Below are 24,961 nucleotides of genomic sequence, written 5' to 3'. Positions count from 1 at the left end.
TTTTCGGGCACCGGAACTCAGGCCAGGCGTGCGCCGTCGGGGACGGGCCGCTCGATCGCCGTCACGACGACGCCCGCATCGGTGTGGAAACCGGTGAGCAGGAACTCGGACAGGAACGGCCCTACCTGCTTGGGCGGGAAGTTGATGACGCCCACGATCTGCCTGCCCACGAGATCATCCACGCCGTAGAGCGCATGGATCTGCGCGCTGGTCTTCTTGACGCCATGCGGCCCGAAGTCCACCCAGACCTTCCATGCTGGCTTGCGCGCCTCGGGAAAGGGCTCCACTCGCACAACAGTGCCAGCGCAAAGATGCACTTTCTCGAAATCCGCCCAGTTGATCGATTCGTCCTGCACGCTCATACGCCCCCCACCCGTTCACGCCAGTCTTTCCAAGCGTCTTTCGATCCGGCCCACCAATAGCTCAACTGCGCGCCCAGCAATCCCGCCGGCTTCAACGCCGAGACCAATCCGTAGTCGTTGAACTCACGCCACCGCGGATCATCGTGTGCAATGGCGGCCGCCAGAACCTCGCCCGCAAACGTGGTGGGCGCCACGCCATGTCCGCCGAACGCCTGCGCCAGCCATAACCCGGGTTCGATCTGGCCGATCTGCGGCATCTGGTGACGTGCATAGCTCATCAACCCCGACCACGCGTAGTCGATGCCGATCCCGTCCAGTTGCGGAAACACCTTGAGCATGTCGCGGTAAAGCAGGCGCCGCACCTCGACCGGCGAGCGATCGAGCACGGAAATCCGCCCACCCCACAGGATGCGGGTGTCCGGTAGGGGCCGGTAGTAGTCGAAGGCGAAACGCGTGTCGTAAACGGCGGCGCCGGTCCGCAAGACCTCCTGCAATCGACCGCCCAGCGGCGCGGTCACCATCACATACGTGGCGATCGGCAACACCGCCGCATCCACGCGCGCGCGAAGGCCGGCGAGATACCCACCGCAAGCCAGGACAACATGCACTGCCTCGACTTCGCCTTCCGGCGTGCGGACACGCCATGCACCACCAGCGCGCTCGATCGAGAGGGCCGGCGACCCGGCGTGCACGGCCACGCCTGCGGCCGTCGCCGCGCGCACAAGGCCCCGCGCGTAGTTCAACGGGTGGAAGTGGAAGCCCTGAGGCTCGAACAGTCCGTCGTGGTAGCGACGGGAGTCGACCTGCGAGCGCAGCCGATCGCGCGACCACCAGGCCCAATGGGTGTCGTAATGCTCGGCAAGCAGCGCCTGGCGGTTACGCAGCACCGCGTCATCCTTGAACCAGTTCGCCCAGATCACGCCCTGCTCGGTATGCTCGCAATCGATCGCGTATCGCGCGATCCGTTCCCGGATCAGCTCGACCGCCTGGATCGTGCCGCCATAGAGTGCCTTGGCGCGGGCCGGCCCGAGCTCGCGCAGCAACGCATCCTCGCCGCGGGAAAAGCCGCCGAAAACAAACCCCCCGTTGCGCCCGGAAGCGCCGAAACCGGGCGTCCGGGCTTCGAGGACGACGACATCACGTGCCCCGCGTTCTGCAAGTCCAAGCGCTGTGTTCAAACCGGCAAAACCGCCGCCGATGACGCATACAGAAGCCTCGCGACGCCCTTGGAGGGTCGCGTGCGGGACGGACGGCGCGGCCGTCGCCAGGTAGTAGCTGGAGGCAGGTTCTGACATCGCGAGCGATTATGCAGCCAGCCGCCTGGCCCGCGAGGGTATCCCGCCCAAGGTTTACTGCAGGTCCCGTACGCCGAGTTCGCTCAACGCGTTCTGCATGGTGTCGCGCGCTGCGTCGCTGAGCTTCTCGTGGTCAAGCGCATAACGGATCGTCGCTTCGATCAACCCGATATGCGTTCCGCAGTCGAAGCGCGTGCCCTGGAAACGGTAGGCATGCACAGGCTTTTCCTGCAGCAGCTGCGCGATGCCATCGGTCAGCTGGATCTCGCCGCCCGCACCCGGAGTCGTGTTCTCCAGCAATTCGAAGATGCGGCCATCCAGCACGTAACGACCGACCACTGCGAGCGTACTCGGAGCGTCTTCCGGCTTCGGCTTCTCGACGATCGCACCGATCCGGCCCTCGCGTCCGTTGAAGGATTCGGTGGCGACGATGCCGTAGCTGCCCGTCTGTTCCGGAGCGACGTCCTGCACCGCGATGACGCTGGCGCCTGACCGTTCAGCGGCATCCGCCATCTGCTTCAATGCACCGGGTCCCCGGTTCCATATCAGATCGTCGGGGAGCAGGACCGCAAAAGGTTCGTTCCCGACGATGGGCTTGGCGCACAGCACCGCATGCCCCAAGCCGAGCGCCTCGGCCTGTGTCACGAACACCGCACGCACATGCGACGGCAGCACGTTGCGGACCAGGTCGAGTTGCTCGCTCTTCCCTGCCCGCTCAAGCTTCTGCTCGAGTTCGTATGCCTTGTCGAAATAATCGGCCACGGCATGCTTGTAGCGGTTGGTGACAAAGATCAGCGTGTCGCACCCGGCCTCGATCGCTTCATCGACGGCGTACTGGATCAGCGGCCGATCGATGATCGGCAACATTTCCTTGGGGACGGTCTTGGTGGCGGGTAGGAAACGGGTACCAAGCCCCGCGACGGGGAATACGGCCTTGCGGATACGGGTGGAAGTCATCGAGTCCTGCGAGCATCACGGCCTGGGAAGACCACGATGTTAGCGGAAGTCTCGTCATGATCATTTGACAAGGGCGTGAACTCGGGAACGGCGACGCGCAGCACTTCCCCCAGCTCGGTGGTGTCGTAGCGCGCGTGGGCGGCACGGAGGCGCTGAAGCGCCAGTTCGATGAACTCCGGCGAAACGTCGCGCGCAAAGGCCTTCATGATCTTGGAGTGCGAGGTCGGCTGGTAGCGCTCGTCGGCATGGAAGAGCGTCTCGTGCAACTTCTCGCCCGGACGCAGGCCCGTGTAGACGATGGCGATGTCGCGTCCGGGCTGCTTGCCGGCAAGACGGATCATCTGCTCGGCCAGCAGGCGGATCGGCACCGGGTCGCCCATGTCGAGCGTGTAGATCGAGGCGTGGGCCGCGCCCGATGCCGCCTGCAGGATCAGCTGGCAGGCCTCGGGGATGGTCATGAAGTAACGGGTCACTTCCGGGTCGGTCACGGTGACCGGCCCACCCTTGCGAATCTGGTCGCGGAAAAGCGGCACAACGCTGCCCGCCGAATCCAGTACGTTGCCGAACCGGACGGTCACGTAACGGGTGCTCGACCGCGCATCATCCAGGGCCTGGCAGGCCATTTCAGCCAGACGCTTGGTAGCCCCCAGCACGTTGACCGGATCCACCGCCTTGTCCGTCGAAATCAGCACGAACGTTGCCACGCCCGCTTCACGACAGGCGCGCGCCACCGTCTCGGTGGTCAGTACATTGTTTCCGACCGCCTCTCTCAGGTGTCCTTCCAACAGGGGCACCTGCTTGTATGCCGCGGCGTGGAAGACCGCATCGGGTTCGGCAATACGCAATGCGTGCGCGATCACCGCGGGGTCGCCGCAGTTGCCCAGGACCGGCAGCACCTCAAGATCCGGAAAGGCTCGACGCAGGTCACCCTGGATCGTGATCAGGGCGAGTTCGTCGATCTCGACCAGGGCGATGCGCTGCGCGCCATGGCGCGCGCATTGCCGGCACAGTTCCGAGCCGATCGAGCCGCCGGCGCCGGTGACCATGACCGTCCGCCCCCCCAACCAGCCACGGATGAGCTTCCAGTCCGGGGTCACGGACTTGCGGCCCAGTAGATCCTCGATCGCGACCTCCTTGAGGTCGCCCGGCATCGACTGGCCTTCGAGCACGTTCACCAGGCGCGGCACCATGCGGAACGGCAGCCCCGTGCTTTCGCAGATCGCGACCACACGCTGCATCGCAGGGGCGTCCAGCGAGGGCATCGCGATCACCAGCATGCGGGCGGCGGTTTCTCGCGCGACCGCTGCCGCGTCTTCCAATCCACCAAGGACAGGAACGCCCTGGAGTTTGGAGCCATGCAGGCGCCCGGCATCGTCGAGGAACGCAACAGGCTGATAGACGCCGGTCCGGCGAAGTTCGCGGACCAAGGCCTCGCCGGCTCGCCCGGCACCCATGATGAGCACGCGCGAGGCACTCTCGTGGGTGCGCTGAACCTGGCTGTCCTTCCAGGCGCGGTACGCCAGCCTGGGAAAGCCGAGGAATCCTACGAGCGCGAACGGATAAAAACCGAGTACGGCACGCGGCGTGGACCCGAACCGGTTGTAGAAGAACAGGCCCAGCACGACGCCCAGAAAACCAAGCGCGCACGCCTTAACGATGTTCCAGAGGTCGGGCAGACTGGCAAATCGCCAAAGGCCGCGGTAGAGGCCCATCCACCAGAACACAACGCCCTGCGCGACCAGCACGATGGCGATCTCGTTGGACCACAGGGGGAACTCGGGCCCATGGGCTAGCATCGCGTAGCGCAATCGGTGAAGGACCTGCCAGCAGACCCAGACCATCGCAAGATCATGGGCTGCCACCAAGGCGCGGGGTATCCAACTGCTTACTCGGTCCCGCCAGGATTCCATCAGATCCTTCTCCAGATACTAGTCGCGCCATCCCCTGCGCAATAAGACCCACAGCGCCCCTCCGGCCGCGTAGGTGCCCGCCACGACCGCCGCATGTGTTCCATGAGTCGTATTCGGCAATGTGAAGCTTAACAATAAAGTAACGCTACCGAACACCAAATAAATCACGGTTACGCAACTGTGCCCCCATCGGCGTGCGGCCCATTGATACAGATGGCTCACGTGAGGGGTCCACCAACGTTCGCCGCGCAGCATGCGCCACGCCAACGTGAAGCCGGCGTCGACAAGGAACGCACAGAGCGGCAGGAAGGTTAATGGCGCAGATTCCAGGGGCGCAGCGACGACCGACATCGTTACCAGCATCGCGAGGGCGTAACCCAGCGCGCCACTGCCCACGTCCCCCATGAAGATGCGTGCGCGCGGAAAGTTGAAGGGCAGGAATCCCGCACAAGCAGCGAACAACGCCCAAGCCACCCAAGTCACGGTCCCGCTGGCGGGCATCAACGCTGCGTATGCCAGCGCTGCCAACGCTGCCTGGCTGGCGGCCAGGCCATTGATGCCATCCATGAAGTTCCAGACGTTGACCAACACCATGGCAGCCATGAAGGCAAAGATGGCGTAACCCAGGGTGTCAGTAGCCGACCAGACCCCGAATGCCAACAGTGTTGCGGCGATCGCCTGCACACCCAAACGTAGCCAAGGCGAGAGCGGTCTGTGGTCATCCCACCAGCCGATTCCGGCTACGATCATCAGACCGGGAGCAAAGCTCCATAGCAGCCAGCGGTCCTCGGCGCCAAGCACGCCGACCGACGCGCCAGCCAGCAGGACCATGGCGACGATCGCGATGCCTCCTCCCCTCGGCGTCGGGACGGCATGACTTCGCCGTTCGCCGGGGTGATCCATCAGGTTGCCCTTCAAGGCATAGCGACGTGCCCACCAGGTTCCGATCGCCGCACCTAGGAAGTGCAGCAGCAGCCAGACAGGCAATGCCGGCATCAGACCACCGCGTAGTTGAGCAGCGGCTTGATCGTGCCCCACTCCTTGCAACTGGGGCATTGCCAGTGATGCGTACGCGCGCCGAAGCCACAGCGCGTGCAGCGGTAGCTGGGGTTGCGTACCAGCAACTGGTCGGTGATGTGCTTGAGGTCGTTGAGCGTCGCCGTGGGGTCGGCACCCTCGGCCAGGGTCAGGTCGATGAGCGCGGCTTCGCCGCGCACGGAGGGACGATCCTTGAGCTGGCGCGCGAGATACGCGCGCGCCGCCGCCACACCGTCCTGGCGCTCGACCAATTTCGTCAACGCGAGCACCGGCGCTATCCCGCGGTAGTGCTCGCACATCTCGGAGAGGAACGCGCGAGCGCCTGAGAGGTCGCCCACCTGGTCGTAGCTCGCCAAGAGGCTGGGCAGCACCTCAGGCAGGTAGTCTGGATCATGCCGGGCGGCCCGCTCGAAGGCGCGGATCGCCGCTTCGGCATTGCCCGCATCGGACTCGATCCGCCCTTCGATGATGCCGGCACGCACGCTGCCGGCGTCGGCCTCGTAGGCGCGCGCGACCGCGGTACGCGCGGCGTCGACGCTGTTCGCAGTGCGCTGCCTTTCGGCGAGTTCGCATTCGAACTGAGCGACCAGCTTTCCCATCGGCTCACCGGTGACCTCTTCGTAGCGCCGGGCGTTGTCGATGGCTTTTTCCCAATCGCGCTCGGCCTGGTAGATGCCTATCAGATGCTTGAGCGCTTGCGGTGCACGCTGGTCGATACGAGCCAAGTCGCTGAAGACCGTCTCGGCCCGGTCGAGCAGGCCGGACCGCATGTAGTCCTCGCCCAAAGCAAGCAGTGCTTGGACCTTCTGCTGGTCATTGAGATCCGGGCGCTGCACCAGTCCCTGATGCAGGCGGATCGCACGGTCCACCTCGCCACGACGGCGGAACAGGTGACCAAGCGCGACCTGGGTCTCGAACGTTTCCTTGTCCAGCTCCGCGATATGCAGGAACAGCTCGATCGCCTTGTCCGGCTGCTCGTTCAGCAGATAGTTCAAGCCCCGGAAGTAGGTACTCGAGAGCCGGCTTACCTGGGTGTCGCCATGCCGCTGTCCGCCACGCCGGCCGATGATCCAGCCGCTCAGCGCCGCCAGTGGCAGGAACAGGAAGAACCAGAACCACTCGGTCAGGAAGGCCATGGTTCAAACACCCTCGTCCGGAGAGGCCGGAACCGCGACGCTGGGAACCGCCGCTCTGTTCGCTTTGCGAAGCTTTGCGTAAAGGGGCCACACCACGGTCGCGACCACGATCAGGCCGCCGATGAGGACACCGAGGAGGAGCGACAGCATGATCCCGACGCCCGATGAGGTCTGGAACTCGCTGAAAACCAACTTGAGCGTGATCGGCTGCGTATTGAGTACGCCGATGATGAGTCCGTAGGCCAGGAACAACAGCGCGACGACCAGGCGGAAGGTATTCATCAGGCGACTCCGTACAGGACGGCGCCTAGCTTAACGGAGACGGCGCGGCAGGACACGCGCCCGAGTGCGGCTTACTCGCCGGCTTCCTCGATCGGCGTGACGTCGCTGACGCGCTCGCGCAGCTCCTTGCCGGGCTTGAAATGGGGAACATGTTTTGCCGGCAACGCAACGGATTCGCCGGTCTTGGGATTGCGGCCCATGCGGGGCGGCCGATAGTGCAGAGAAAAACTGCCGAAACCACGGATCTCGATCCGGTCGCCCTGGGACAAGGCACCGCCCATCATTTCCAGCAGGGACTTCACGGCAAGGTCGACGTCCTCGGCCTTGAGGTGGGGCTGGCGACGGCTCAGGATTTCGATGAGTTCGGACTTGGTCATCGGCTAGGGATCAGAGCGGATGTACCCGCACCGGCCCGGGCGAACCCGGGCCGGTGGGGACGGTACTGCAGGGAAACGAACGACAGGTAGCCGATTACTCGGACTTGCCGCCATCCAGCTGTGCACGCAGCAGCGCGCCCAGGCTGGTGGTACCGGTAGCGGCTTCAGCGGCGGTCTTGTTGTACTCGGCCAGCGCTTCGGCGGTCTCGGCTTCGTCCTTGGCCTTGATCGACAGCTGCAGCGTGCGACCCTTGCGGTCCATGCCGATGAACTTGGCTTCGACCTTGTCGCCGACCTTCAGGTGCTGGCTGGCGTCGTCCACGCGGTCGTAGCTGATGTCGCGGGCCGAAACATAGCCCTCGATGCCATCGGCCAGCTCGATCGTGGCGCCCTTGGCGTCCACTTCCTTGACCGTGCCTTCGACCTTCGTGCCCTTCGGGTGCGACGCCATGTACTGGCCGAACGGATCCTGCTCCAGCTGCTTGACGCCCAGGCTGATGCGCTCGCGCTCCGGGTCGACGGCCAGCACCACGGCATCCAGGTTGTCGCCCTTCTTGAAGTTGCGCACAACGTCTTCGCCGGTGGTGTTCCAGCTGATGTCCGACAGGTGGATCAGGCCATCGATACCGCCGTCCAGGCCGATGAAGATGCCGAAGTCGGTGATCGACTTGATCTGGCCCGACACCTTGTCACCCTTCTTGTGGGTGGCCGCGAAGGTCTCCCACGGGTTGGCAGCGACCTGCTTCATGCCCAGCGAGATGCGGCGACGCTCTTCATCGACGTCCAGCACCATCACTTCGACTTCGTCGCCGACCTGCACGACCTTGGACGGGTTGACGTTCTTGTTGGTCCAGTCCATCTCGGAGACGTGCACCAGGCCTTCGACGCCCGGCTCGATCTCGACGAACGCGCCGTAATCGGTGACGTTGGAGACCTTGCCGAACACGCGGCTGTTGGCCGGGTAACGACGAGCGATGTTGTCCCACGGATCCTCGCCCAGCTGCTTCAGGCCCAGCGAGACGCGGTTGCGCTCACGGTCGTACTTCAGCACGCGGACGTCCAGCTCCTGGCCGACTTCCACGACTTCGGACGGATGACGCACGCGCTTCCATGCCATGTCGGTGATGTGCAGCAGGCCATCGATGCCACCCAGGTCGACGAATGCGCCGTAATCGGTGAGGTTCTTGACCACACCCTTCAGCACCACGCCTTCCTGCAGCTTGTCCATCAGCTGCTCGCGCTCTTCCGAATGCTCGCTCTCTACCACCGCACGGCGGGAGACGACCACATTGTTGCGCTTGCGATCCAGCTTGATGAGCTTGAACTCCAGCTCCTTGCCTTCCAGGTAGCCCGGGTCGCGCACGGGACGCACGTCGACCAGCGAGCCCGGCAGGAACGCGCGGACGTCCTTGATGTCGACGGTGAAACCACCCTTGACCTTGCCGCTGATGCGGCCGGTGATGGTTTCGTTCTTCTCCAGCGCCTGCTCCAGCTCGTCCCACACCATGGCGCGCTTGGCTTTCTCGCGCGAGAGGACGGTTTCGCCGAAGCCGTTCTCGATCGAGTCGAGGGCCACCTTCACTTCGTCGCCCACGCCCACGTCGATTTCGCCGGCGTCGTTCCGGAACTGTTCGATCGGCACGATGCCTTCGGACTTCAGACCAGCGTTGATCACCACGACGTCGTTGCGGACTTCCACGACGACGCCGGTGACGATCGCGCCCGGCTTCAGCTTGGCCAGTTGGGTCTGGCTCTGTTCAAACAGTTCGGCAAATGATTCGGTCATTGTTGAATACTCAGTTGATGACACAGACCGGTGCGCACGGAAAGCGCAACGGTCCACCCGTTGTCGGCCTGCGCGGGATGCGTATGGCCGTGAGTGTTGTGGTTGGAATACCGCGCGGAGAATTCCGCACGGGGCCTTCTGCGACGCGGGAACTAGCCCGCGCGTACCGGCACCAGGGCCAGCACGCGGTCGACGACGGCGTCGATGCCGAGGCCGGTGGTGTCGATGAGGACGGCATCATCAGCCGGCCGCAAGGGCGCCACCGTGCGCTGGGCGTCACGGGCGTCGCGAGCGAGGATCTCGCGTAGCAGACCGTCGATTGTGACTGAAACCCCTTTGTCTTTCAACTGCTTATACCGCCTTTCAGCCCGCTCCTCGGCGCTGGCGGTCAGGAACACCTTATAGACCGCATCCGGGAAGATGACCGTCCCCATGTCGCGCCCGTCCGCCACCAACCCCGGCGCCTGGCGGAAGGCGCGCTGGCGCTCCTTCAGGGCGGCACGTACTTCCGGAATAGCCGCGATGGCCGAGGCCAGCGCACCGGTCGTTTCCAGACGAAGCTCGTCGGTGGCATCCAGATCGTCGACGATCACGCGCAATCCCGCCTCGGTCTCGCGGAAACTCACCCGGGTGTCGAAGGCGCAACGAACCAGGGCCGCCGGATCGGAAATGTCCAGATCCGCCCAGCTGGCGGCCACCCCGACCGCGCGATAAAGCGCCCCGGAATCGAGGTAATGCCAGCCCAGCCTCGAGGCGGCGATCCGACTGACGGTCCCCTTGCCAGCGCCCGAAGGGCCATCGATGGTCAGGACGGGAGCGAGGTCGGACATGGGGGCTTCCAGCGATCGAATGCCTCATTATGGACGCTCGCCGGCCCGGCGCCGATGGGTGCCGGCGGCGGCCTTTCGGAGCACGCGATGCAACCGCTTGATCCGGCTATGGAATTGCCGCTAGAATAGCGGGCTTCGCTTCACCCCATACATTTACGCCGAGGTTTCAACTCATGAAGGTCCTGTCCTCCCTGAAGTCGGCGAAGGCCCGTCACCGCGACTGCAAGGTGGTCCGCCGCCGCGGTAAGGTCTTCGTGATTTGCAAGTCCAACCCCCGCTTCAAGGCGCGTCAGCGCTAAGAACGGATCGCCTGCCGGGCCGCTTCACGGCGCCCCAGGCAAAGCGCAGAAAGCCGCCTCCGGGCGGTTTTTTGTTTTACGGCTTTTGTTATAAAAGGCGGGTCACCTAGGGGAACCCAACCATGAGCCGTCGCGTCCTTGCCCTGCCCTTGATCGCCCTGCTCGGCCTGTCCGGCCCGGCGTTCGCCGACACCCTGCTGGTCGAGCGTGCGCAGGAAACCCCTGCCGCCGCACCCGTCCGCGGCCAAACCGCAGCCGACGTGGAAGCCCGTTTCGGCGCCCCGCAGCAAAAGCTGGAGCCGCGCGGTGGACAGAAGCGCCAGTGGCCGGTGATCCATCGCTGGGTGTATCCGGGTTTCACCGTATACTTCGAGAAGAGCCGCGTCATCGACGTGGTGATCAACAAGGCAAGTGCCGAAGAAGTCGGCCCGAAGCCCCCCATCCGCTGACACCCGCGCGGCGCGGCCGCGACATTGATGCCATGACCGATGCCTTTCGCTTCCCCGCGGAGTGGGAACCCCAATCCGCGGTCCTGATCGCGTGGCCGCATGCCGACACCGACTGGGCCGACCGCCTAGCGGACGTGGAAGAGACCTACGTGGCGCTGGTCGCCGCCATCACGCGGTTCCAACCGGCCGTCATCTGCGTGGCCGACGACGACCTCCAGACCTATGCCGAAGCGCGCCTGCGCTCTGCGCGCGTGGACATGGACAAGGTGCATTTCGTGCCGGCGGAGTACGACGACACCTGGCTGCGTGATTCGGGCCCGATCACGCTGGGCGACGGGCATCGTTTCAAGCTGCTGGATTTCCGCTTCACCGGCTGGGGCGGCAAGTACGAAGCCAGCCGCGACGATCGCCTGGTGGGCGAATTGTCCGGCCTACAGCTCTTTCATAACTATTTCGTCCAAAGCATTGATTTTGCTCTGGAAGGCGGCGCTATAGAGACCGACGGCGCGGGCACGCTGCTGACCACCTGGCAGTGCCTGCACGAGCGTCACCCCGATGTCAGTCGCGACGTGCTGACCGAAAAACTGGCCGGCTGGCTGAAGCAGAAACGCGTGCTGTGGCTCGATCATGGCTACCTGGAGGGCGACGATACCGACGCCCACATCGACACCCTCGCCCGCTTTGCCCCGGACGATGCCATCGTCTACCAGGCCTGCGATGACGCTTCCGACGCGCACCACGCGGAGCTGCAGGCCATGGCGGCGGACATCGCCGCGTTGCGCACGGCCGACGGCCGCCCGTACCGCGCGTTCCCGCTGCCGTGGGCCCAGCCGGTGATCGACAACGGGCGCCGCCTGGCCGCGTCGTATGCGAACTACCTGATCATCAACGGCGCCGTGCTGATGCCGGCCTACGGCGACGCCGCGGACGATGCCGCCGCCGCCGTGCTGGCGCAGGCCTATCCGGACCGCGAGATCGTTCAGGTGCCCTGTCGCGCGCTGATCTGGCAGAACGGCAGCCTGCACTGCATCACCATGCAGCTGCCGGCCGGACTGCTGGGCTGAGCATCGCCTTCGTGCCACGACGCGTGGCACCGTGACATCAGTTGGGCGCAGATTGAACGTTTCGTTTACACCCTGCGTGGGCTGATCCCCGATAACGACCGTTTCCCCCGAAGGAGACGGCCGTGTACACACGACGCAAGTTCCTCACCACCTCCGCGATCGCGGCCGCCGGCCTCGGCTTGGCGGCCTGCCGCGATGCCGCCCAGGCACAAGCGCCGACCACGAGCGCGACCGCCGCCGCGGGCCCACTGAACACGCGGGCCATCCCCTCGACCGGCGAGAAGATCCCGGTGATCGGCATGGGCACCTCCGGCAGCTTCGAAGTCGGTCAACGTCCTGCCGAGCTCGACCCATTGCGCGAAGTGCTCAAACGCTTCTTCGCCGCCGGCGCCACGCTGATCGACAGCGCGCCCACCTACAGCGTGGCCGAGGACGTCATGGGCACCTTGCTCGCCGAGCAGGGCCTGACGACGAAAGCCTGGTTGGCCACCAAACTGTCCGGCGTGACCGGTCGCGAAGCGGGCATGGCGCAGTTCGAGGACACCCTGCGCCGCCTGAAGACCGACAAGGTGGCGTTGCTGCAGGTCCACAACCTGGGCGACCTGAAGACGCAGATGGCCGTGGCGCGCGAACTGAAAGCTCAAGGCAAGATCAAGTACGTAGGCGTGACCCACTACGTCGAGCGCGCGCAGGACGAACTGGCCGACGTCGTACAAGCCGAGAAGCCCGACTTCCTGCAGATCAACTATTCGGTGGCAAGCCGTGGCGCCGAGAAGCGCGTACTGCCGTTGGCGCAAGACCTGGGCGTGGCCGTGCTGATCAACCGCGCGTTCGAGGACGGCAAGCTATTCGCGCAAGTGAAGGACAAACCCGTTCCGTCTGCGCTGACCGAGGCCGGGGTGACGTCGTGGGCGCAGGCGTTCCTGAAATTCGCGCTCAGCCACCCGGCGGTCACGGCGGTGATCCCGGCGACAGGGAAACCGGACCGACAGACCGACAACCTCAAGGCCGGAATCGGTCCGGACCTGACCTCCGCCCAGCGCGACGCGCTGATCGCCGCCCTCGCCTGAGCCCTCCATGCCACACGCCCCGGACTTCACCCCGCGCAGCGCGCTGACGCGCCTGCTGTCACGGCTGTTCAACGTCGCCCCGCACGAAGCGCCTGCGGTGGGCGCCGGCCTGCTGATGTTCTTCCTCCTGTTCGCCGGTTATTTCATGTTGCGGCCGATCCGGGAAACGATGGGCGTCACCGGGGGCGTGGACAACCTGCAGTGGTTGTTCACCGGCACCTTCGTGGCCACGCTCATCGTGCTGCCGGTGTTCGGCTGGATCGCGTCGAAGGTGTCGCGCCGCCGCATCCTGCCCTGGGTGTTCGGTGCGGTCGTCGCCAGCCTGCTGGCATTCGGCCTGGCCTTGCTGGCGCAGCCGGACGACGTATGGCTGGCGCGCGGCTTCTATATCTGGGTGTCGGTGATCAACCTGCTACTGATCTCGCTCGCCTGGAGCGTGCTCGCCGATGTACTGGCCAGCAGCGAGGCCAAGCGTCTGTTCGCCCTGATCGCCAGCGGCGCGAGCCTGGGTGGCTTGGCGGGCCCGCTACTGACGACGCTGCTGGTCGGCAGCCTGGGGCATGGTGGGCTGATGCTGTTGTCGGCACTGCTGATGGGCGCGAGTGGTGCGACCGCGCTATGGCTGCACCAGTGGCGCGATGCGAACCCGTTGCAGGACGGCGGAGTCAGCACCGCCGAGCAACGACGTGCGCCGCTGGGCGGAAACCCGTTCGCCGGTGCCACCGAAGTCTTCAAGTCGCCGTATCTCGCCGGCATCGCGCTGTTCGTGCTGCTGCTGGCGACGGTGACGACCTTCCTCTATTTCGAACAAGCCAAACTGGTGGAGCAGTTGTTCCCCGACAAGGAGCAACAAACCCGCGTCTTCGGCACGATCGATACTGTCGTGCAGGCGCTGGCCATCCTCACCCAGTTGTTCATCACCGGCCGCATCGCCCAGCGACTCGGCGTAGGCGTGCTGCTGGTCGCGGTGCCGCTGGTGATGGCGGCGGGCTTCCTCTGGCTTGCGCTCGCGCCGGTGTTCGGCGTGTTCGTGGTGGTGATGGTCGCGCGCCGCGCCGGCGAGTACGCCTTCGTCCGCCCGGGCCGCGAGATGCTCTACACCATGGTGCCGCCCGGGCAGAAATACAAAGCCAAGAACTTCATCGACACCGTGGTGTACCGCGGTGGCGATGCACTGAGCGGCTGGGTGAAGCGAGCGCTGGACGTGCTCGCCGAGCACCCCGCCGCCGCCATGCTGATCGGCACGGGGGTGGCGTTGGCATGGGCCATGACCGGCCTGGCGCTGGGCCGCCAGCACCGCCGTCGCGAGCGGGCCGCGACGTCCTGAGCGCGGCACGGCGTGTTCACGCCGCGTGCGCCTGCGTGAAGGGTGGACGCGGTACCATGCGTCCCCTTCCCCGCCGCTGCCCGACCGCGCCCGATGAACCGCACCACCCTGCCCGTCGCCCTGATCCAGGAAAAGAACCACGGCGATGCCGACGCCAACCTGTCGGTGATCGAAGCGCGCGTGACCGAAGCCGCCAAGCGCGGCGCGCGGCTCGTGCTGCTGCAGGAACTGCACAACGGCGCCTACTTCTGCCAGCACGAATCGGTACGGGAATTCGACCTGGCCGAACCCATCCCCGGCCCGAGCACCGAGCGCCTGGGCAAGCTCGCCAAGCAGCACGGCGTGGTGCTCGTGTCGTCGCTGTTCGAGCGTCGTGCCGCGGGCCTGTACCACAACACCGCCGTGGTCTACGAAAAGGACGGCAGCATCGCGGGCAAGTACCGCAAGATGCACATCCCGGACGACCCGGGCTTCTACGAGAAGTTCTACTTCACGCCGGGCGACATCGGCTTCACGCCGATCGATACCTCCGTCGGCCGCCTCGGCGTGCTGGTGTGCTGGGACCAGTGGTACCCGGAGGCCGCGCGCCTGATGGCGCTGGCCGGTGCGGACCTGCTGCTGTATCCGACCGCGATCGGCTGGGATCCGGACGACGAACAGGGCGAGAAGAACCGCCAGCGCGATGCATGGGTACTGAGCCATCGCGGCCATGCGGTCGCCAACGGCTTGCCGGTCCTGAGCTGCAATCGCGTCGGCCACGAAGCCTCGCCGCTCGGCGCCTCCGGCATCCAGTTTTGGGGTAACAGCCATGTGCTCGGTCCGCAGGGCGAGTTCATCGCCGAAGCCGGTGGCGACGAGACCATCCTGATGGCCGACGTCGACCTGCAACGCAGCGAGCATGTGCGTCGCATCTGGCCGTTCCTGCGCGATCGCCGCATCGATGCGTACGGCGACCTGCTCAAGCGCTACATCGACTGAGGCCCGCACGTGCCGCTGATCGTTCGTGATGCCACGCCGGCCGACGTGCCGGCGATCTCCGATCTCTACGCCACAGAAGTCCGCGAGCACGTCAATACCTACGAGTACGACGTACCCGACGAAGCGGAGATGTCGCGTCGCATGCGCACCGTGCTCGATGGCGGCTATCCCTACCTGGTGGCCGAACTGGATGGACAATTCGCGGGCTACGCCTATGCCAGCGGCTACCGCGCCCGTATCGGCTACCGCAAGACCGTCGAGAATTCCGTGTACGTGGTGCCCGGCCTGAAGGGCCGCGGCATCGGCGCCGCGTTGATGCAAGCGTTGATCGATGCCTGCGAAGCCCGTGGCTACCGGCAGATGATCGCGGTGATCGGCGAGCCTACCAACACCGCCTCCATCCGGCTGCACGAGAAGTTCGGCTTCACCCTGGTCGGCATCTTCCGCGGCATCGCCTGGAAGCACGGCCGCTGGCTGGATACCGTGCAGATGCAACGTACCCTCGGCGCTGGCACCGACGCGCCTCCGCAAGACGAATGACACGATGACCGACACGAATACCGCCTCCGACCCGCTGCAGGGCCAACCCTACGAGATCGTCGAGCGCGACGGCGTACGCTTCACCTTGCTGGGCACGGCGCATGTCTCCCGCGCCAGCGTGGATGCCGTGCGCGCCGCCGTGGCCAGCGGTGATTACGACAGCGTCGCGGTCGAGCTGGATGCCGGCCGCCTGCAGTCGCTGACCGATCCCGATACGCTCGCGCGGCTGGACCTGGTGAAGGTGATCCGCGAAGGCAAGACGCATCTGTTCGCCGCCAATCTGGCGCTGGCCGCCTACCAGCGGCGGTTGGCCGAACAACTGGGCGTCGAGCCCGGCGAAGAATTGAAGGCCGGCGCGCTGGACGCGCAGGCGCGCGGCCTGCCGGTGCACCTGATCGACCGGGAAGTCGGCCTGACCTTCAAGCGCGCGCTGCAGTCGCTGGGCTGGTGGCAACGCACCAAAGTGGGCGCCGGCATCCTCGCCAGCATGTTCGCCGATGAGGAAGTGGGCGACGACGAGATCGAGAAGCTCAAGCAGGGCGACATGCTGGAATCGAGCTTCGGCGAGTTCGCGACGGAGAGCCCACAGCTGTACAGCACCATCATCGCCGAGCGCGATCAGTACATGGCTTCCGCGCTGCGCCAAGTGGCCGCCAACGCACCCACCGGCCAGGGTTCGCCCTATCGTGTGCTGGCGGTGGTCGGCGCCGGCCACCTGCCCGGCCTCGTCCGCCACCTGAAGGACGACGCGGAAGACCCCGCACAGCTCCGCCGCTCGCTGGAGACGGTGAAACCCAAGTCGCGCATGCCGTGGATGGAGTTGATCATCGGCGCGTTCCTGGTCGGCGGCTTCGCCTGGGGCTTCTGGCAGGGTGGCGTGGACGTCGGCTCCGACCTGCTGGTGCAGTGGGTGCTGGCCACCGGCCTGCTGGGCGCGCTCGGCTGTGCGATCGCCGGCGGGCATCCGCTGAGCATCCTCGCGGCGTTCATCGCATCGCCGTTGACGCCGCTGCATCCCGCACTGGCTTCGGGCACCGTCAGCGCCTTCGTAGAAGCGACGCTGCGCAAGCCGACCTACGCAGACTTCATGGCGCTGCGCGACGACGTGCAGACCACGCGTGGCTGGTGGAAGAATCGCGTCGCGCGTGTCCTGCTGAACTTCTTCCTCACCAGCCTGGGTACCGCCATTGGCGTATGGACCGGCGGTTTGAGGATGCTGGGCAAGTTGGTCGGCTGACGCCGATTCCAGCAAAAAAAGAGCCGGGCATTGCCCGGCTCTTTTCATTCCAGCGCCTGCATCATTCGACGTGCAGTGCCGCCACGCTCGCTGCCGTCGGCGCATCCGCCCGTCGACCCTGCGCCCGCTTGATGGCCCGGGCGGTACCGCTGCGCAGGTCATCGAGGATCGCGTAGATGGTCGGCAGGAACAGCAGGCTGACCACGGTCGAGAACGCCAGGCCGCCGGCGATCGCACGGGCCATCGGCGCGTAAGCCGGGCCGTCGCCTGCCATCTGCGTGTTGGCCATCGCGATCGGCACCATCGCCAGGATCGCCGTACCCATCGTCATCAGGATCGGGCGTAGCCGCTCGCGACTGCCTTCAACCAGCGCATCGGTCCGCGACATGCCACGCCGCCGCAGGTTGTTGATGTGCTCGACCATGACGATGCCGTTGTTCACCACCACGCCCATCAGCACCAGGATGCCGATGAATGACATGATGCCGAACGTGGTACCGGTCAGCGCGAACAGCCAGAACACGCCGAACACCGAGAACAGCACGCCGCTCATGATCGCTGCCGGGAACAGCAGCGATTCGAACACCGCGGCCATGACGATGTAGATCATCACCAGGGCGATCAGCAGATTGAACATCATCTGCCCCATCGCCTCATCGTCCTCCTGGAAGGCGCTGCCGTCGAACGAGTAGCTGTAGCCTGCCGGGAACGACATGCCCTTCAGCGTCTCCTCCATGGCCTTGCGCGCATCCGGCACCGTGACCTTCTCGGCCAGGTTGGCCTGCACCGTCAGCGTGGTCTGCCGATTGGTACGCTGGATCTGCGTGGCCGACGGCGTGATGCCCACGTCCACCAGGCTCAGCAAAGGCACCGTGCGACCGTCAGGTGCGCGCACCATGAAGCCGGCCAGATCCTCGGTGCCGTAATCCTCGGCGCCTGCGAAACGCACCCACACCGGCACTTCGGTCTCGCCACGGCGGAACTCGCGTAGCGGAGCGCCGCGGAGTGCCACGCCGACGAAGCTCGCCACCTGCTGCGAACTGAAGCCGAAGGCCGCCGCACGTTCGCGATCGACACGCACGTTGAGCTCGCTGTTCTGGTCGCCGACATCGACGCGGACGTCGCGCAGTTCCTTGCGCTTGGCGAGGATCGGCACCAGCTCGGCCGCGATTTCACCCAACGTCTGGGTGGAATCACCCACCAGCTGGAACGACACGCTCTGGCCGGGCTGGCCACCGCCGCCCTGGTTGCCGCCATCGCCGCCGATGCCGATGTTGGCACGTGCCGACTTCGGCAGGTCCTTGCGCAACTGCTCGACGATCGGCTTGGTCTCGCTCGATTTCTCCGTATCGAACTTGATCTGGGTGCCACCCCAGCCTTGCTCGCTGAAGTACGAGTAGACCTGGGTGATGCGGTACTTCTTGCGATTGGTATCCAGGAACTGCTCGACCTTGAGGATCTCGGCCGACATCTGCTCCTTGGTGTAGGCGCCCTTCCACTGGTAGTAGAGCTCCGCCTCGCCACCACCATCGTTGCCGAACATGTCGAACTTGGTGAGCTTCATCGGCACGAAGCTGACGACGATGATCAGCAGGATGCCGAGCACGCTCCAGCCGCGATGCTCCAGCGTCCAGCGCAGCAAGCGGGCGTAGCGATTCTGCATGCGCGGGATGATGCCTTTCTCCGTCTTCACCAGCGGCGGGGTCTTCAACCGCGCGGAGATCATCGGGATCAGGCTCACCGCCACCAGCCACGAGGCCAACAGCGACACCGAGATGGTGATCGCGATCTGGCCCAGGTAGATGCTGAGGAAGTTCCGCTCACCGAACAGGTTGGGCACGAACACGATGCAGTGGCACAGCGTACCCGCCGACAACGCGATCGCCACGTGGCGCGTACCGACGATCGAGGCCCAGATGGGATTGTCGGGATACTTCTCGCGCTCCTGGTAGATGCTTTCGACCACCACCACGGCGTTGTCCACCAGCATGCCGATGGCCAGCAGCAAGCCCATCATCGACAGGATGTTCAAGGTCACGCCGGCGAAGTACATGAAGCCCAGCGTCATCACGAAGCAGATCGGAATGGCCAGCGTCACCATCGACACCGACGGCCAATGACGCAGAAAGAACCACAGCACGACGATGGACAGCACCAGGCCGATCACGCCGGCTTCGGCCAATTCGAGCAGCGACGAGGTGACGTTGTCGCCCTGGTTCTCGATGATCTTGACCTGGATGTCGCTCATCTCTGGCTGGGCACGGATGGCCTCGACTTCGGCCAGCGCCTTGCTCGACACGTCGACGAGATTCGCGTTGCGCTCCTTGAAGATGTCCAGGCCGACCGCCGGCTGGCCGTCCAGGCGACGACCGTAGTCCATCCGTGCCGGCTTCAGGCGCACGTCGGCGATATCGCCCAACCGCACGTTGCCGCTGCCGACCACCAGATCGCGCAGCTGCTGCAGGTCGGTCAGCTCGCCCACCGGCTGCACGCGCAGCCGCTGCGGGCCATCACTGATCACGCCCGCCGAGATCGAGAAATTGACCGCCTGTAGCCTCGCGGTGAGGTCATTGAGGCTGAGGTTGTGCGCCGTCAGCCGATCCTGGTTGATCGCGATCTCGACTTCATTCGGCGGCGCGCCGGACACGTCCACGCGCGCGACGCCCGGGATGCGTTCGATGCGGCGCTTGAACTCGCGCTCGATCATGTCGTACGCGCCGGTCAGGTCGGTCTTGCTGGCCAGGCGTACCCGCAACACGGGCTGGTCGGTGGTGGAGAACTTGAAGACGAAGTAGCGCTGCAGGTCGTCAGGCAGGTCGTCGCGGATCGCATCCAGGCGCTCGCGCGCCTCCGACGCAGCGATCGCCACGTCGCGATCCCAGTCAGAGAACTGGATGAAGATCTGGGCGCCCTCCGCCTTGGCGTTGGACTCCATGCGCTTGATGCCGGCCATCGTCGACAGCGCTTCTTCCGCCGGGCGCAGCACCGTGCGCTCCACTTCTTCCGGTGTCGAGCCCGTGTAGGGCAGCGACACGAAGATGAAGGGCGGCGAGACCTCGGGGAAGGCTTCCAGCGGCAGTCGGATCGCTGCGATCAGGCCGATCACGAACAGCGAGATGAAGAACATCACCGCCGTGACGGGTCGCTTGATGCTGAACTCCGCGACGCTCATGCGGGTTCACCCTCGCCGTCGGGCTGCAGGGCCTGCAGGCGGCGGGCGCGACGACCGCGCTCCAGGTAGTACTCGTCCGCACGGCGGTCCAGCAGGTCGTAGACCACCGGGATGACCAGCAGCGTGAGCAACGTCGATACCAGCAGGCCGCCGATCACGGTGATCGCCATCGGCGAGCGCACTTCCGCGCCCGGGCTTCCGAACAGCGGCGCGATCGCCAGCGGCAGGAAGCCGAACAGCGTGCACAGCGTGGTCATGATGATCGGACGCAGGCGCGAGCGTGCGCCTTCCACCAATGCCTCGCGCTTGGCCACGCCGGCCTCGCGCAACTGGTTGACCTTGTCGATCAGGATGATGGCGTTCTTCGTCACCAGGCCGACCAGCAGGATCAGACCAATGAACACCACTACCGAGACCGGCGAATTGGTCAGGAACAGCGCACCGATCGCACCCACGAGGGCTAGCGGAATGGTGAACAGGATGACGAACGGATGCAGCAGCGACTCGAACTGCGACGCCATCACCAGGTACACCAGGAACACGGCCAGACCGAACGCGAACAGCAGCGAGTTGACGGATTCCTGCAGTTCCTCGCCCTGGCCGCCGATGTGCATGCCCACGCCGGCACCCAGCGGGTTCTCCGCCACGAGCTTCTGCACTTCCTGCACCGCGCTACCCAGGTCGGTATCGCGCAGGTTGGCCGACACGATGGCCACGCGCACCTGGTCGGCACGGTGGATCTCGCTGGGGCCGCTGGTGGACACCACGTCGGCGACCGCGGACAGCGTTACCGGGCGGGCGCTGCCGGGGTTGACGATCAGGCGGCGGATGCTCTCCACCGACGCGCGATCGTTCTCCTGCGCGCGCACCAGCACGTCGATCTTGCGGTCACGGAAGCTGTAGCGCGTGGCCACTTCGCCGCGCACCTTCTTCACCACCACGTCCGCGATCTGGCGCGTCGTCAGGCCCAGTGCACCGGCACGTTCCTGGTCGAAGCGGATCTGGATCTCGGGGAAGCCCTGCTCGACCGTCGACTTGACGTCGGCGTAGTGCGGGTTGGCACGCAACAGCGCCGCCAGCTTCTGGCCCGCGCGCTCGATGCTGGCCAGGTCCTGTCCGCGCAATTCGACTTCCAGCGGCGCGGAGAAGCTGAAGAGCTCCGGGCGGCTGAAGTCGACCTGCGCGCCGGGATGGTTCTTCATCGTCGAGCGCAGCGCTTCGGTCTCGCGAGCCTCGATCGCCTCGTTGCCACCATTGGCCATCACCACGGTGAGCTTGCCGATGTTCTCGCCGCTCTCGGTGGGATTGGCGTCAAGGCGCGTACCGCTGCCGCTCACGCCGTACAGCGCATGGATGCCCTCGGCCTTGGCGTGCTTGTTCTGCAACTCGCGCACCAGGGCGTCGGTTTTCGCCAGCGGCGTACCTGGCGGCAGCTTGACGGTCATTTCGAAACGATCCTGCGCCAGCTGCGGGATCAGGTCCGCGCCCAGCAACGGCACCATCGCCAGCGACGCGAAGAATGCGGCCGCCGCGAAACCCAGCACCAGCCAAGGGCGCTGCAGCGAGGCCGGCAGCAGGCGCATGTAGCCGGACTCGGCGCGATGGTACGGCGCCATCGTCAGGTCGGAGGCCTTGCGCATGACCGGCCCCACCACGGCCACCACGCCGCGCCAGATGCGCACGACCAGCCAGGCGATGCCGAAGAATGCGTAGCGGAACGTCGCGCCAATGCCATGACCACTGGCCGCGATCGGCTTCTGCCAGCGCGAGGCGGGCTTCCATTGCGGATGCGGGGCTTCGTCCGGGAACGCGAGCGGCGGGCGTCCCTTAAGCGAACTGAGCATGGGGATCAGCGTCATCGACACGATCAGCGAGATGCCGATGGCGATGGCCACCGTGAGCGCCTGGTCGCGGAACAGCTGTCCGGCGATGCCCTGCACGAACACCAGCGGCAGGAACACCGCGATGGTCGTCAGCGTCGACGCCACCACCGCCATGCTTACTTCGCGCGTGCCTACCATGGCCGCTTCGAGGATGCCCAGCCCGCGTTCGCGCGCCTTGGCGATGCTCTCCAGCACCACGATGGAGTCGTCCACCACCAGGCCCGTGGCCAGCGCCAGGCCGCCCAGCGACATGACGTTGAGGCTCAGGCCCAGTTCGCCCATGAAGAAGAACGTGGTCACGATCGACACCGGCAGCGACAGGCTGATGACGAAGGTGCTCCAGCCATCGCGCAGGAACAGGAAGATGATCAGGATGGCCAGCGCGCCGCCGATCACCGCGTCCTTCTTGACGTCGCTGATGGCGTGCTCGATGAACAACGATTGGTCGTCGATGATCGTCAGTTCGACATCCGGCGGAACCTGCTGCTTCAGCTGCTCCAGCTTGGCCTTCAGGGCCTCGGCGGTGGAGACGGTGTTCGCGTCGCCTTCCTTGTAGATGGCGAGTTCGACCGCTTCCTTGCCCGCCAGGCGGATGATCGCCTCGCGTTCCTTGAAGCCCTGCTTCACGTCGGCCACGTCCTTGAGGCGCACGGGCATGCCGCCGGCGACGACACTGCCGCCGCCGCCCGACGCGCTCTGCACCGATGCCGCCGCGGCCATGGCCTCGGCCGAGCCAGTGGAAGCGGCGATTGCCGCCATCTGCGCCGCGGCCGACGCCGCGGCGTTGTCGCCGCCGCTCTGCGTGGTCACCAGCATTTCGCGGATCTCGTTGACCGTCGCGAACTGGTTGACCGTACGCACCAGGTAACGCTGCGAGCCTTCTTCCAGGCGGCCGCCGGAGATGTTGATGTTCTCCTGCTGCAGGCGCTGGATGACGGTATCGATCGGCAGGTTGAGCTGCGCCAGCTTCTGCTGGTCGATATCGACCTGGATCTCGTCTTCCAGGCCACCGCCGACCTTCACCGCGGCCACGCCGGTGACGGGCTCGAGCTTCTTCTTCAGGTCATCGTCGGCGTAACGGCGCAACTCGGTCAGCAGGCGGATCGAATCCGCGTCGTTCTTCGGGTCCTGCTTGTTCGACAGCACCAGGCGCAGGATCGGCTCGGTGGAGGGGTTGAAGCGCAGCAGCACCGGCGCCTTCGCCTCCAGCGGCAGCGACAGCACTTCCATCTTGTCGCGGACTTCCAGGCTGGCCTGGTCCATGTCCGTGCCCCAGGCGAACTCGAGCACGACGTCGCTCTGGCCGGTACGCGAGACCGACTTCAGCTTGCGCAGGTTCTTCACGACACCGACGGCTTCTTCCACCGGTTCGCTGATGAGGGTTTCGATTTCCGAAGGCGCCGCACCGGTGTACTCGGTGCGTACCGTGAGCGTGGGATAGCTCAGGTCGGGCAGCAGGTTGACCTTCAGCGAGCCCAGCGCGATCACGCCGAACAGGAACATCGTGATCCAGAACATCGCGATGGTGACGCGACGGCGGGTGGAGAACTCGACGAGTCCTCCCCCCAGCGTGCCACCACTCCCTGCGTGGGGATCCTGCTCCCCGGGTGCGTGGCCGGGCGCGCTCATTGCTTGGTTCCGGCGGTCTTGTCGGCGTCGGCCTTGGCGGCCACCTTGGCCGGCTCAGCGCCGATCACCTGCACCGTGCTGCCTTCACGCAGCGCTACCTTGCCGGCGGTCACGACCTGGTCGCCGGCCTTGAGGCCTTCGCGCACTTCGATCCACTCGCCGTCCACGTAGCCCAGCTTGACCGGCACGCGCGTCGCCTTGCCGCTACGCACTGCGTAGACCGCCGGGTCGCCATCGTCAAGCAGCGCGACGCGCGGCACCACCAGGGCGTCGGCGCGCTGGTCGTAATCGATCTTGATGCGGCCGAACATGCCCGGCTGCAGCACGCCGTCGCTGGCGAACGAGCACACCACGCGGAACGTACCGCTGCCCGCATCGACGACCGGCGCGATGCGGTCGACGGTGCCCTGGAACACCTTGCCACGCAACGCGTCGACCGCCAGCGCGACCGGCTGGCCGGCCTTCAGCGTGGAGAGCTCGCGTTCGGGCACGTTGAGCGTGGCTTCCAGGCGCGATTGGTCGACGACGCGGATGATCGGCGTGTTGATCTGGACGAAGTTGCCCGTCTTGATCGAGCGCGAGGCGACCACGCCGGAGATCGGCGCGGTGACCGTGGTGTAGGACAGTTCCAGCGCGGCGGCACGATAGACGGCACGCGCGTTCTCCAGGTCGTACTTGATCTGGTCGACGTCGTTGGCGCTGATCATCTGCTGTTCGACCAACTGCTGCGCGCGGCGGTAGTTGTTCTCCAGCTTGCGCATCTGGGCTTCGGCCTGCGCCACCTGCAAGCGCAGGCGATCGGGGTCCAGCCGGACCAGCGCCTGCCCGGCACGCACCACCTGCCCTTCTTCCACCAGGACGGCCAGCGCCACGCCGGAGGTCTTGGCGACCACCTGGGACTCGCCCAGCGCCTCCAGTGCCGCGGTGCCGCTATAGCTGGCCGCGACCGGGCGATGGGTGGCCTTCGCGACCTCGACCGGCACCGCATCGGGCTCCTTCGGGGCCTCGCCGTTCTTGGCCTGAGCCTCCGGGGTCGGGCCGCCGCCCTTGCAGGCGGTCAGGACCAGCAGGCTGCACAGGACAGGCACCAGGGCCAGGCGCAGGTAGGGACGGCCGGAAAGGGGGCTGGGTCGGGACATGGGGTGGTACCGTGGTGGTGTTGTGGTGGTGTTGTATGAAGGTATATCACCCCTGAACAACTTCCATGCGCCGAAGGTCATGGTGACTTGCGTCGGGCGTCGTGTTCGGGGCTCCAGCCTTCGATGCGCGGGAGCGATGGAAGGTTGCTTCGCCGGCGACGCGCGATGCCGGACAACGCGCGGCCGCATTCTCCATCCGCA

The 24,961-nt window shown here is 65.7% G+C and carries 21 protein-coding genes; 8 read left to right on the top strand and 13 right to left on the bottom strand.

The features are described 5' to 3' along the window. Positions 1-17: 17 nt before the first annotated feature. The 10 genes from ACSION_RS10245 to cmk form a co-directional block, all read right to left on the bottom strand. Positions 18-362, bottom strand: a complete 345-nt coding sequence (locus ACSION_RS10245; RefSeq protein WP_435305884.1) for a tRNA-binding protein — start codon at positions 360-362, stop codon at positions 18-20. Further along, positions 359-1,657: an NAD(P)/FAD-dependent oxidoreductase gene (locus ACSION_RS10240; protein ID WP_435305883.1), complete on the bottom strand. Its 1,299-nt coding sequence runs from the start codon at positions 1,655-1,657 to the stop codon at positions 359-361. The genes ACSION_RS10245 and ACSION_RS10240 overlap by 4 nt, the downstream gene beginning before the upstream one ends. A 54-nt stretch (positions 1,658-1,711) precedes the next feature. Beyond that, complete coding sequence (gene galU / locus ACSION_RS10235) at positions 1,712-2,614, bottom strand: UTP--glucose-1-phosphate uridylyltransferase GalU (RefSeq protein ID WP_093485858.1); 903 nt, start codon at positions 2,612-2,614, stop codon at positions 1,712-1,714. Beyond that, positions 2,611-4,524 carry a polysaccharide biosynthesis protein gene (locus ACSION_RS10230; RefSeq protein WP_435305882.1) on the bottom strand — a complete coding sequence of 638 codons (1,914 nt, stop codon included), beginning with the start codon at positions 4,522-4,524 and terminating at the stop codon, positions 2,611-2,613. Before ACSION_RS10230 ends, galU begins: the two co-directional genes overlap by 4 nt. A gap of 18 nt (positions 4,525-4,542) precedes the next feature. Further along, positions 4,543-5,520 carry an MraY family glycosyltransferase gene (locus tag ACSION_RS10225; protein ID WP_435305881.1) on the bottom strand — a complete coding sequence of 326 codons (978 nt, stop codon included), beginning with the start codon at positions 5,518-5,520 and terminating at the stop codon, positions 4,543-4,545. Beyond that, a complete protein-coding gene (lapB, locus tag ACSION_RS10220) occupies positions 5,520-6,698 on the bottom strand; it encodes a lipopolysaccharide assembly protein LapB (protein ID WP_093485852.1) in 1,179 nt (392 codons plus the stop codon). The genes ACSION_RS10225 and lapB overlap by 1 nt, the downstream gene beginning before the upstream one ends. Before the next feature lie 3 nt (positions 6,699-6,701). Then, positions 6,702-6,980 (bottom strand): lipopolysaccharide assembly protein LapA domain-containing protein, encoded by a 279-nt coding sequence (locus tag ACSION_RS10215; RefSeq protein WP_435305880.1) that lies wholly within the window; start codon positions 6,978-6,980, stop codon positions 6,702-6,704. A 71-nt stretch (positions 6,981-7,051) separates the two neighbouring features. Then, on the bottom strand, positions 7,052-7,357 hold the full coding sequence (locus ACSION_RS10210) for an integration host factor subunit beta (protein WP_056878658.1): 306 nt from the start codon (positions 7,355-7,357) through the stop codon (positions 7,052-7,054). A gap of 94 nt (positions 7,358-7,451) precedes the next feature. Then, positions 7,452-9,167 (bottom strand): 30S ribosomal protein S1, encoded by a 1,716-nt coding sequence (rpsA, locus tag ACSION_RS10205; RefSeq protein ID WP_435305879.1) that lies wholly within the window; start codon positions 9,165-9,167, stop codon positions 7,452-7,454. A gap of 128 nt (positions 9,168-9,295) precedes the next feature. Further along, positions 9,296-9,973, bottom strand: a complete 678-nt coding sequence (gene cmk, locus ACSION_RS10200) for a (d)CMP kinase (protein ID WP_435305878.1) — start codon at positions 9,971-9,973, stop codon at positions 9,296-9,298. A gap of 173 nt (positions 9,974-10,146) precedes the next feature. Between cmk and ykgO the strand changes: the two genes are divergently transcribed. The 8 genes from ykgO (at position 10,147) to ACSION_RS10160 (ending at position 16,937) form a co-directional block, all read left to right on the top strand. Beyond that, positions 10,147-10,272 carry a type B 50S ribosomal protein L36 gene (ykgO, locus tag ACSION_RS10195; RefSeq protein ID WP_010342887.1) on the top strand — a complete coding sequence of 42 codons (126 nt, stop codon included), beginning with the start codon at positions 10,147-10,149 and terminating at the stop codon, positions 10,270-10,272. A 122-nt stretch (positions 10,273-10,394) separates the two neighbouring features. Continuing rightward, entirely contained in the window at positions 10,395-10,721 is a 327-nt protein-coding gene (locus ACSION_RS10190; RefSeq protein ID WP_056878655.1) for a hypothetical protein, read from the top strand. A 32-nt stretch (positions 10,722-10,753) separates the two neighbouring features. Continuing rightward, the gene (locus ACSION_RS10185; protein WP_435305877.1) at positions 10,754-11,785 is read left to right on the top strand and encodes an agmatine deiminase family protein; all 1,032 of its coding nucleotides are present in this window, start codon (positions 10,754-10,756) and stop codon (positions 11,783-11,785) included. Positions 11,786-11,907: 122 nt separating this feature from the next. Then, a complete protein-coding gene (locus ACSION_RS10180; protein ID WP_435305876.1) occupies positions 11,908-12,855 on the top strand; it encodes an aldo/keto reductase in 948 nt (315 codons plus the stop codon). A gap of 7 nt (positions 12,856-12,862) precedes the next feature. Further along, entirely contained in the window at positions 12,863-14,182 is a 1,320-nt protein-coding gene (locus ACSION_RS10175; RefSeq protein ID WP_435305875.1) for an NTP/NDP exchange transporter, read from the top strand. A gap of 93 nt (positions 14,183-14,275) precedes the next feature. Then, a complete protein-coding gene (locus tag ACSION_RS10170) occupies positions 14,276-15,160 on the top strand; it encodes a carbon-nitrogen hydrolase (protein ID WP_435305874.1) in 885 nt (294 codons plus the stop codon). Positions 15,161-15,169: 9 nt separating this feature from the next. Beyond that, positions 15,170-15,700 carry a GNAT family N-acetyltransferase gene (locus ACSION_RS10165; protein ID WP_435305873.1) on the top strand — a complete coding sequence of 177 codons (531 nt, stop codon included), beginning with the start codon at positions 15,170-15,172 and terminating at the stop codon, positions 15,698-15,700. Positions 15,701-15,704: 4 nt separating this feature from the next. Next, complete coding sequence (locus ACSION_RS10160; protein ID WP_093485834.1) at positions 15,705-16,937, top strand: TraB/GumN family protein; 1,233 nt, start codon at positions 15,705-15,707, stop codon at positions 16,935-16,937. A gap of 61 nt (positions 16,938-16,998) precedes the next feature. On the opposite strand, the gene ACSION_RS10155 is transcribed toward ACSION_RS10160, so the two are convergent. The 3 genes from ACSION_RS10155 to ACSION_RS10145 are packed head-to-tail and all read right to left on the bottom strand — an operon-like array spanning position 16,999 to position 24,760. After that, positions 16,999-20,109, bottom strand: coding sequence for an efflux RND transporter permease subunit (locus tag ACSION_RS10155; protein ID WP_435305872.1), 3,111 nt, complete (start codon positions 20,107-20,109; stop codon positions 16,999-17,001). Further along, positions 20,106-23,621: an efflux RND transporter permease subunit gene (locus tag ACSION_RS10150; RefSeq protein ID WP_435305871.1), complete on the bottom strand. Its 3,516-nt coding sequence runs from the start codon at positions 23,619-23,621 to the stop codon at positions 20,106-20,108. Before ACSION_RS10150 ends, ACSION_RS10155 begins: the two co-directional genes overlap by 4 nt. Continuing rightward, positions 23,618-24,760 carry an efflux RND transporter periplasmic adaptor subunit gene (locus ACSION_RS10145; protein WP_093485828.1) on the bottom strand — a complete coding sequence of 381 codons (1,143 nt, stop codon included), beginning with the start codon at positions 24,758-24,760 and terminating at the stop codon, positions 23,618-23,620. Before ACSION_RS10145 ends, ACSION_RS10150 begins: the two co-directional genes overlap by 4 nt. Positions 24,761-24,961: the final 201 nt, after the last annotated feature.

Origin of the sequence: Pseudoxanthomonas sp. LjRoot125, assembly GCF_964252705.1 — a bacterium.
GTDB lineage: Bacteria > Pseudomonadota > Gammaproteobacteria > Xanthomonadales > Xanthomonadaceae > Pseudoxanthomonas_A.
Note: the sequence above shows the minus strand (reverse complement) of the source record. Positions and strands in the feature narration are given on the sequence as shown.

Coding starts and splice junctions, on each gene's coding strand:
- ACSION_RS10215 (WP_435305880.1), bottom strand. CDS start 6,980: ATGAATACCTTCCGCCTGGTCGTCGCGCTGTTGTTCCTGGCCTACGGA.
- ACSION_RS10145 (WP_093485828.1), bottom strand. CDS start 24,760: ATGTCCCGACCCAGCCCCCTTTCCGGCCGTCCCTACCTGCGCCTGGCC.
- ACSION_RS10245 (WP_435305884.1), bottom strand. CDS start 362: ATGAGCGTGCAGGACGAATCGATCAACTGGGCGGATTTCGAGAAAGTG.
- ACSION_RS10225 (WP_435305881.1), bottom strand. CDS start 5,520: ATGCCGGCATTGCCTGTCTGGCTGCTGCTGCACTTCCTAGGTGCGGCG.
- ACSION_RS10230 (WP_435305882.1), bottom strand. CDS start 4,524: ATGGAATCCTGGCGGGACCGAGTAAGCAGTTGGATACCCCGCGCCTTG.
- ACSION_RS10155 (WP_435305872.1), bottom strand. CDS start 20,109: ATGAGCGTCGCGGAGTTCAGCATCAAGCGACCCGTCACGGCGGTGATG.
- galU (WP_093485858.1), bottom strand. CDS start 2,614: ATGACTTCCACCCGTATCCGCAAGGCCGTATTCCCCGTCGCGGGGCTT.
- ACSION_RS10170 (WP_435305874.1), top strand. CDS start 14,276: ATGAACCGCACCACCCTGCCCGTCGCCCTGATCCAGGAAAAGAACCAC.
- ACSION_RS10240 (WP_435305883.1), bottom strand. CDS start 1,657: ATGTCAGAACCTGCCTCCAGCTACTACCTGGCGACGGCCGCGCCGTCC.
- ACSION_RS10175 (WP_435305875.1), top strand. CDS start 12,863: ATGCCACACGCCCCGGACTTCACCCCGCGCAGCGCGCTGACGCGCCTG.
- cmk (WP_435305878.1), bottom strand. CDS start 9,973: ATGTCCGACCTCGCTCCCGTCCTGACCATCGATGGCCCTTCGGGCGCT.
- ACSION_RS10160 (WP_093485834.1), top strand. CDS start 15,705: ATGACCGACACGAATACCGCCTCCGACCCGCTGCAGGGCCAACCCTAC.
- ACSION_RS10190 (WP_056878655.1), top strand. CDS start 10,395: ATGAGCCGTCGCGTCCTTGCCCTGCCCTTGATCGCCCTGCTCGGCCTG.
- ACSION_RS10185 (WP_435305877.1), top strand. CDS start 10,754: ATGACCGATGCCTTTCGCTTCCCCGCGGAGTGGGAACCCCAATCCGCG.
- ykgO (WP_010342887.1), top strand. CDS start 10,147: ATGAAGGTCCTGTCCTCCCTGAAGTCGGCGAAGGCCCGTCACCGCGAC.
- lapB (WP_093485852.1), bottom strand. CDS start 6,698: ATGGCCTTCCTGACCGAGTGGTTCTGGTTCTTCCTGTTCCTGCCACTG.
- ACSION_RS10210 (WP_056878658.1), bottom strand. CDS start 7,357: ATGACCAAGTCCGAACTCATCGAAATCCTGAGCCGTCGCCAGCCCCAC.
- ACSION_RS10150 (WP_435305871.1), bottom strand. CDS start 23,621: ATGAGCGCGCCCGGCCACGCACCCGGGGAGCAGGATCCCCACGCAGGG.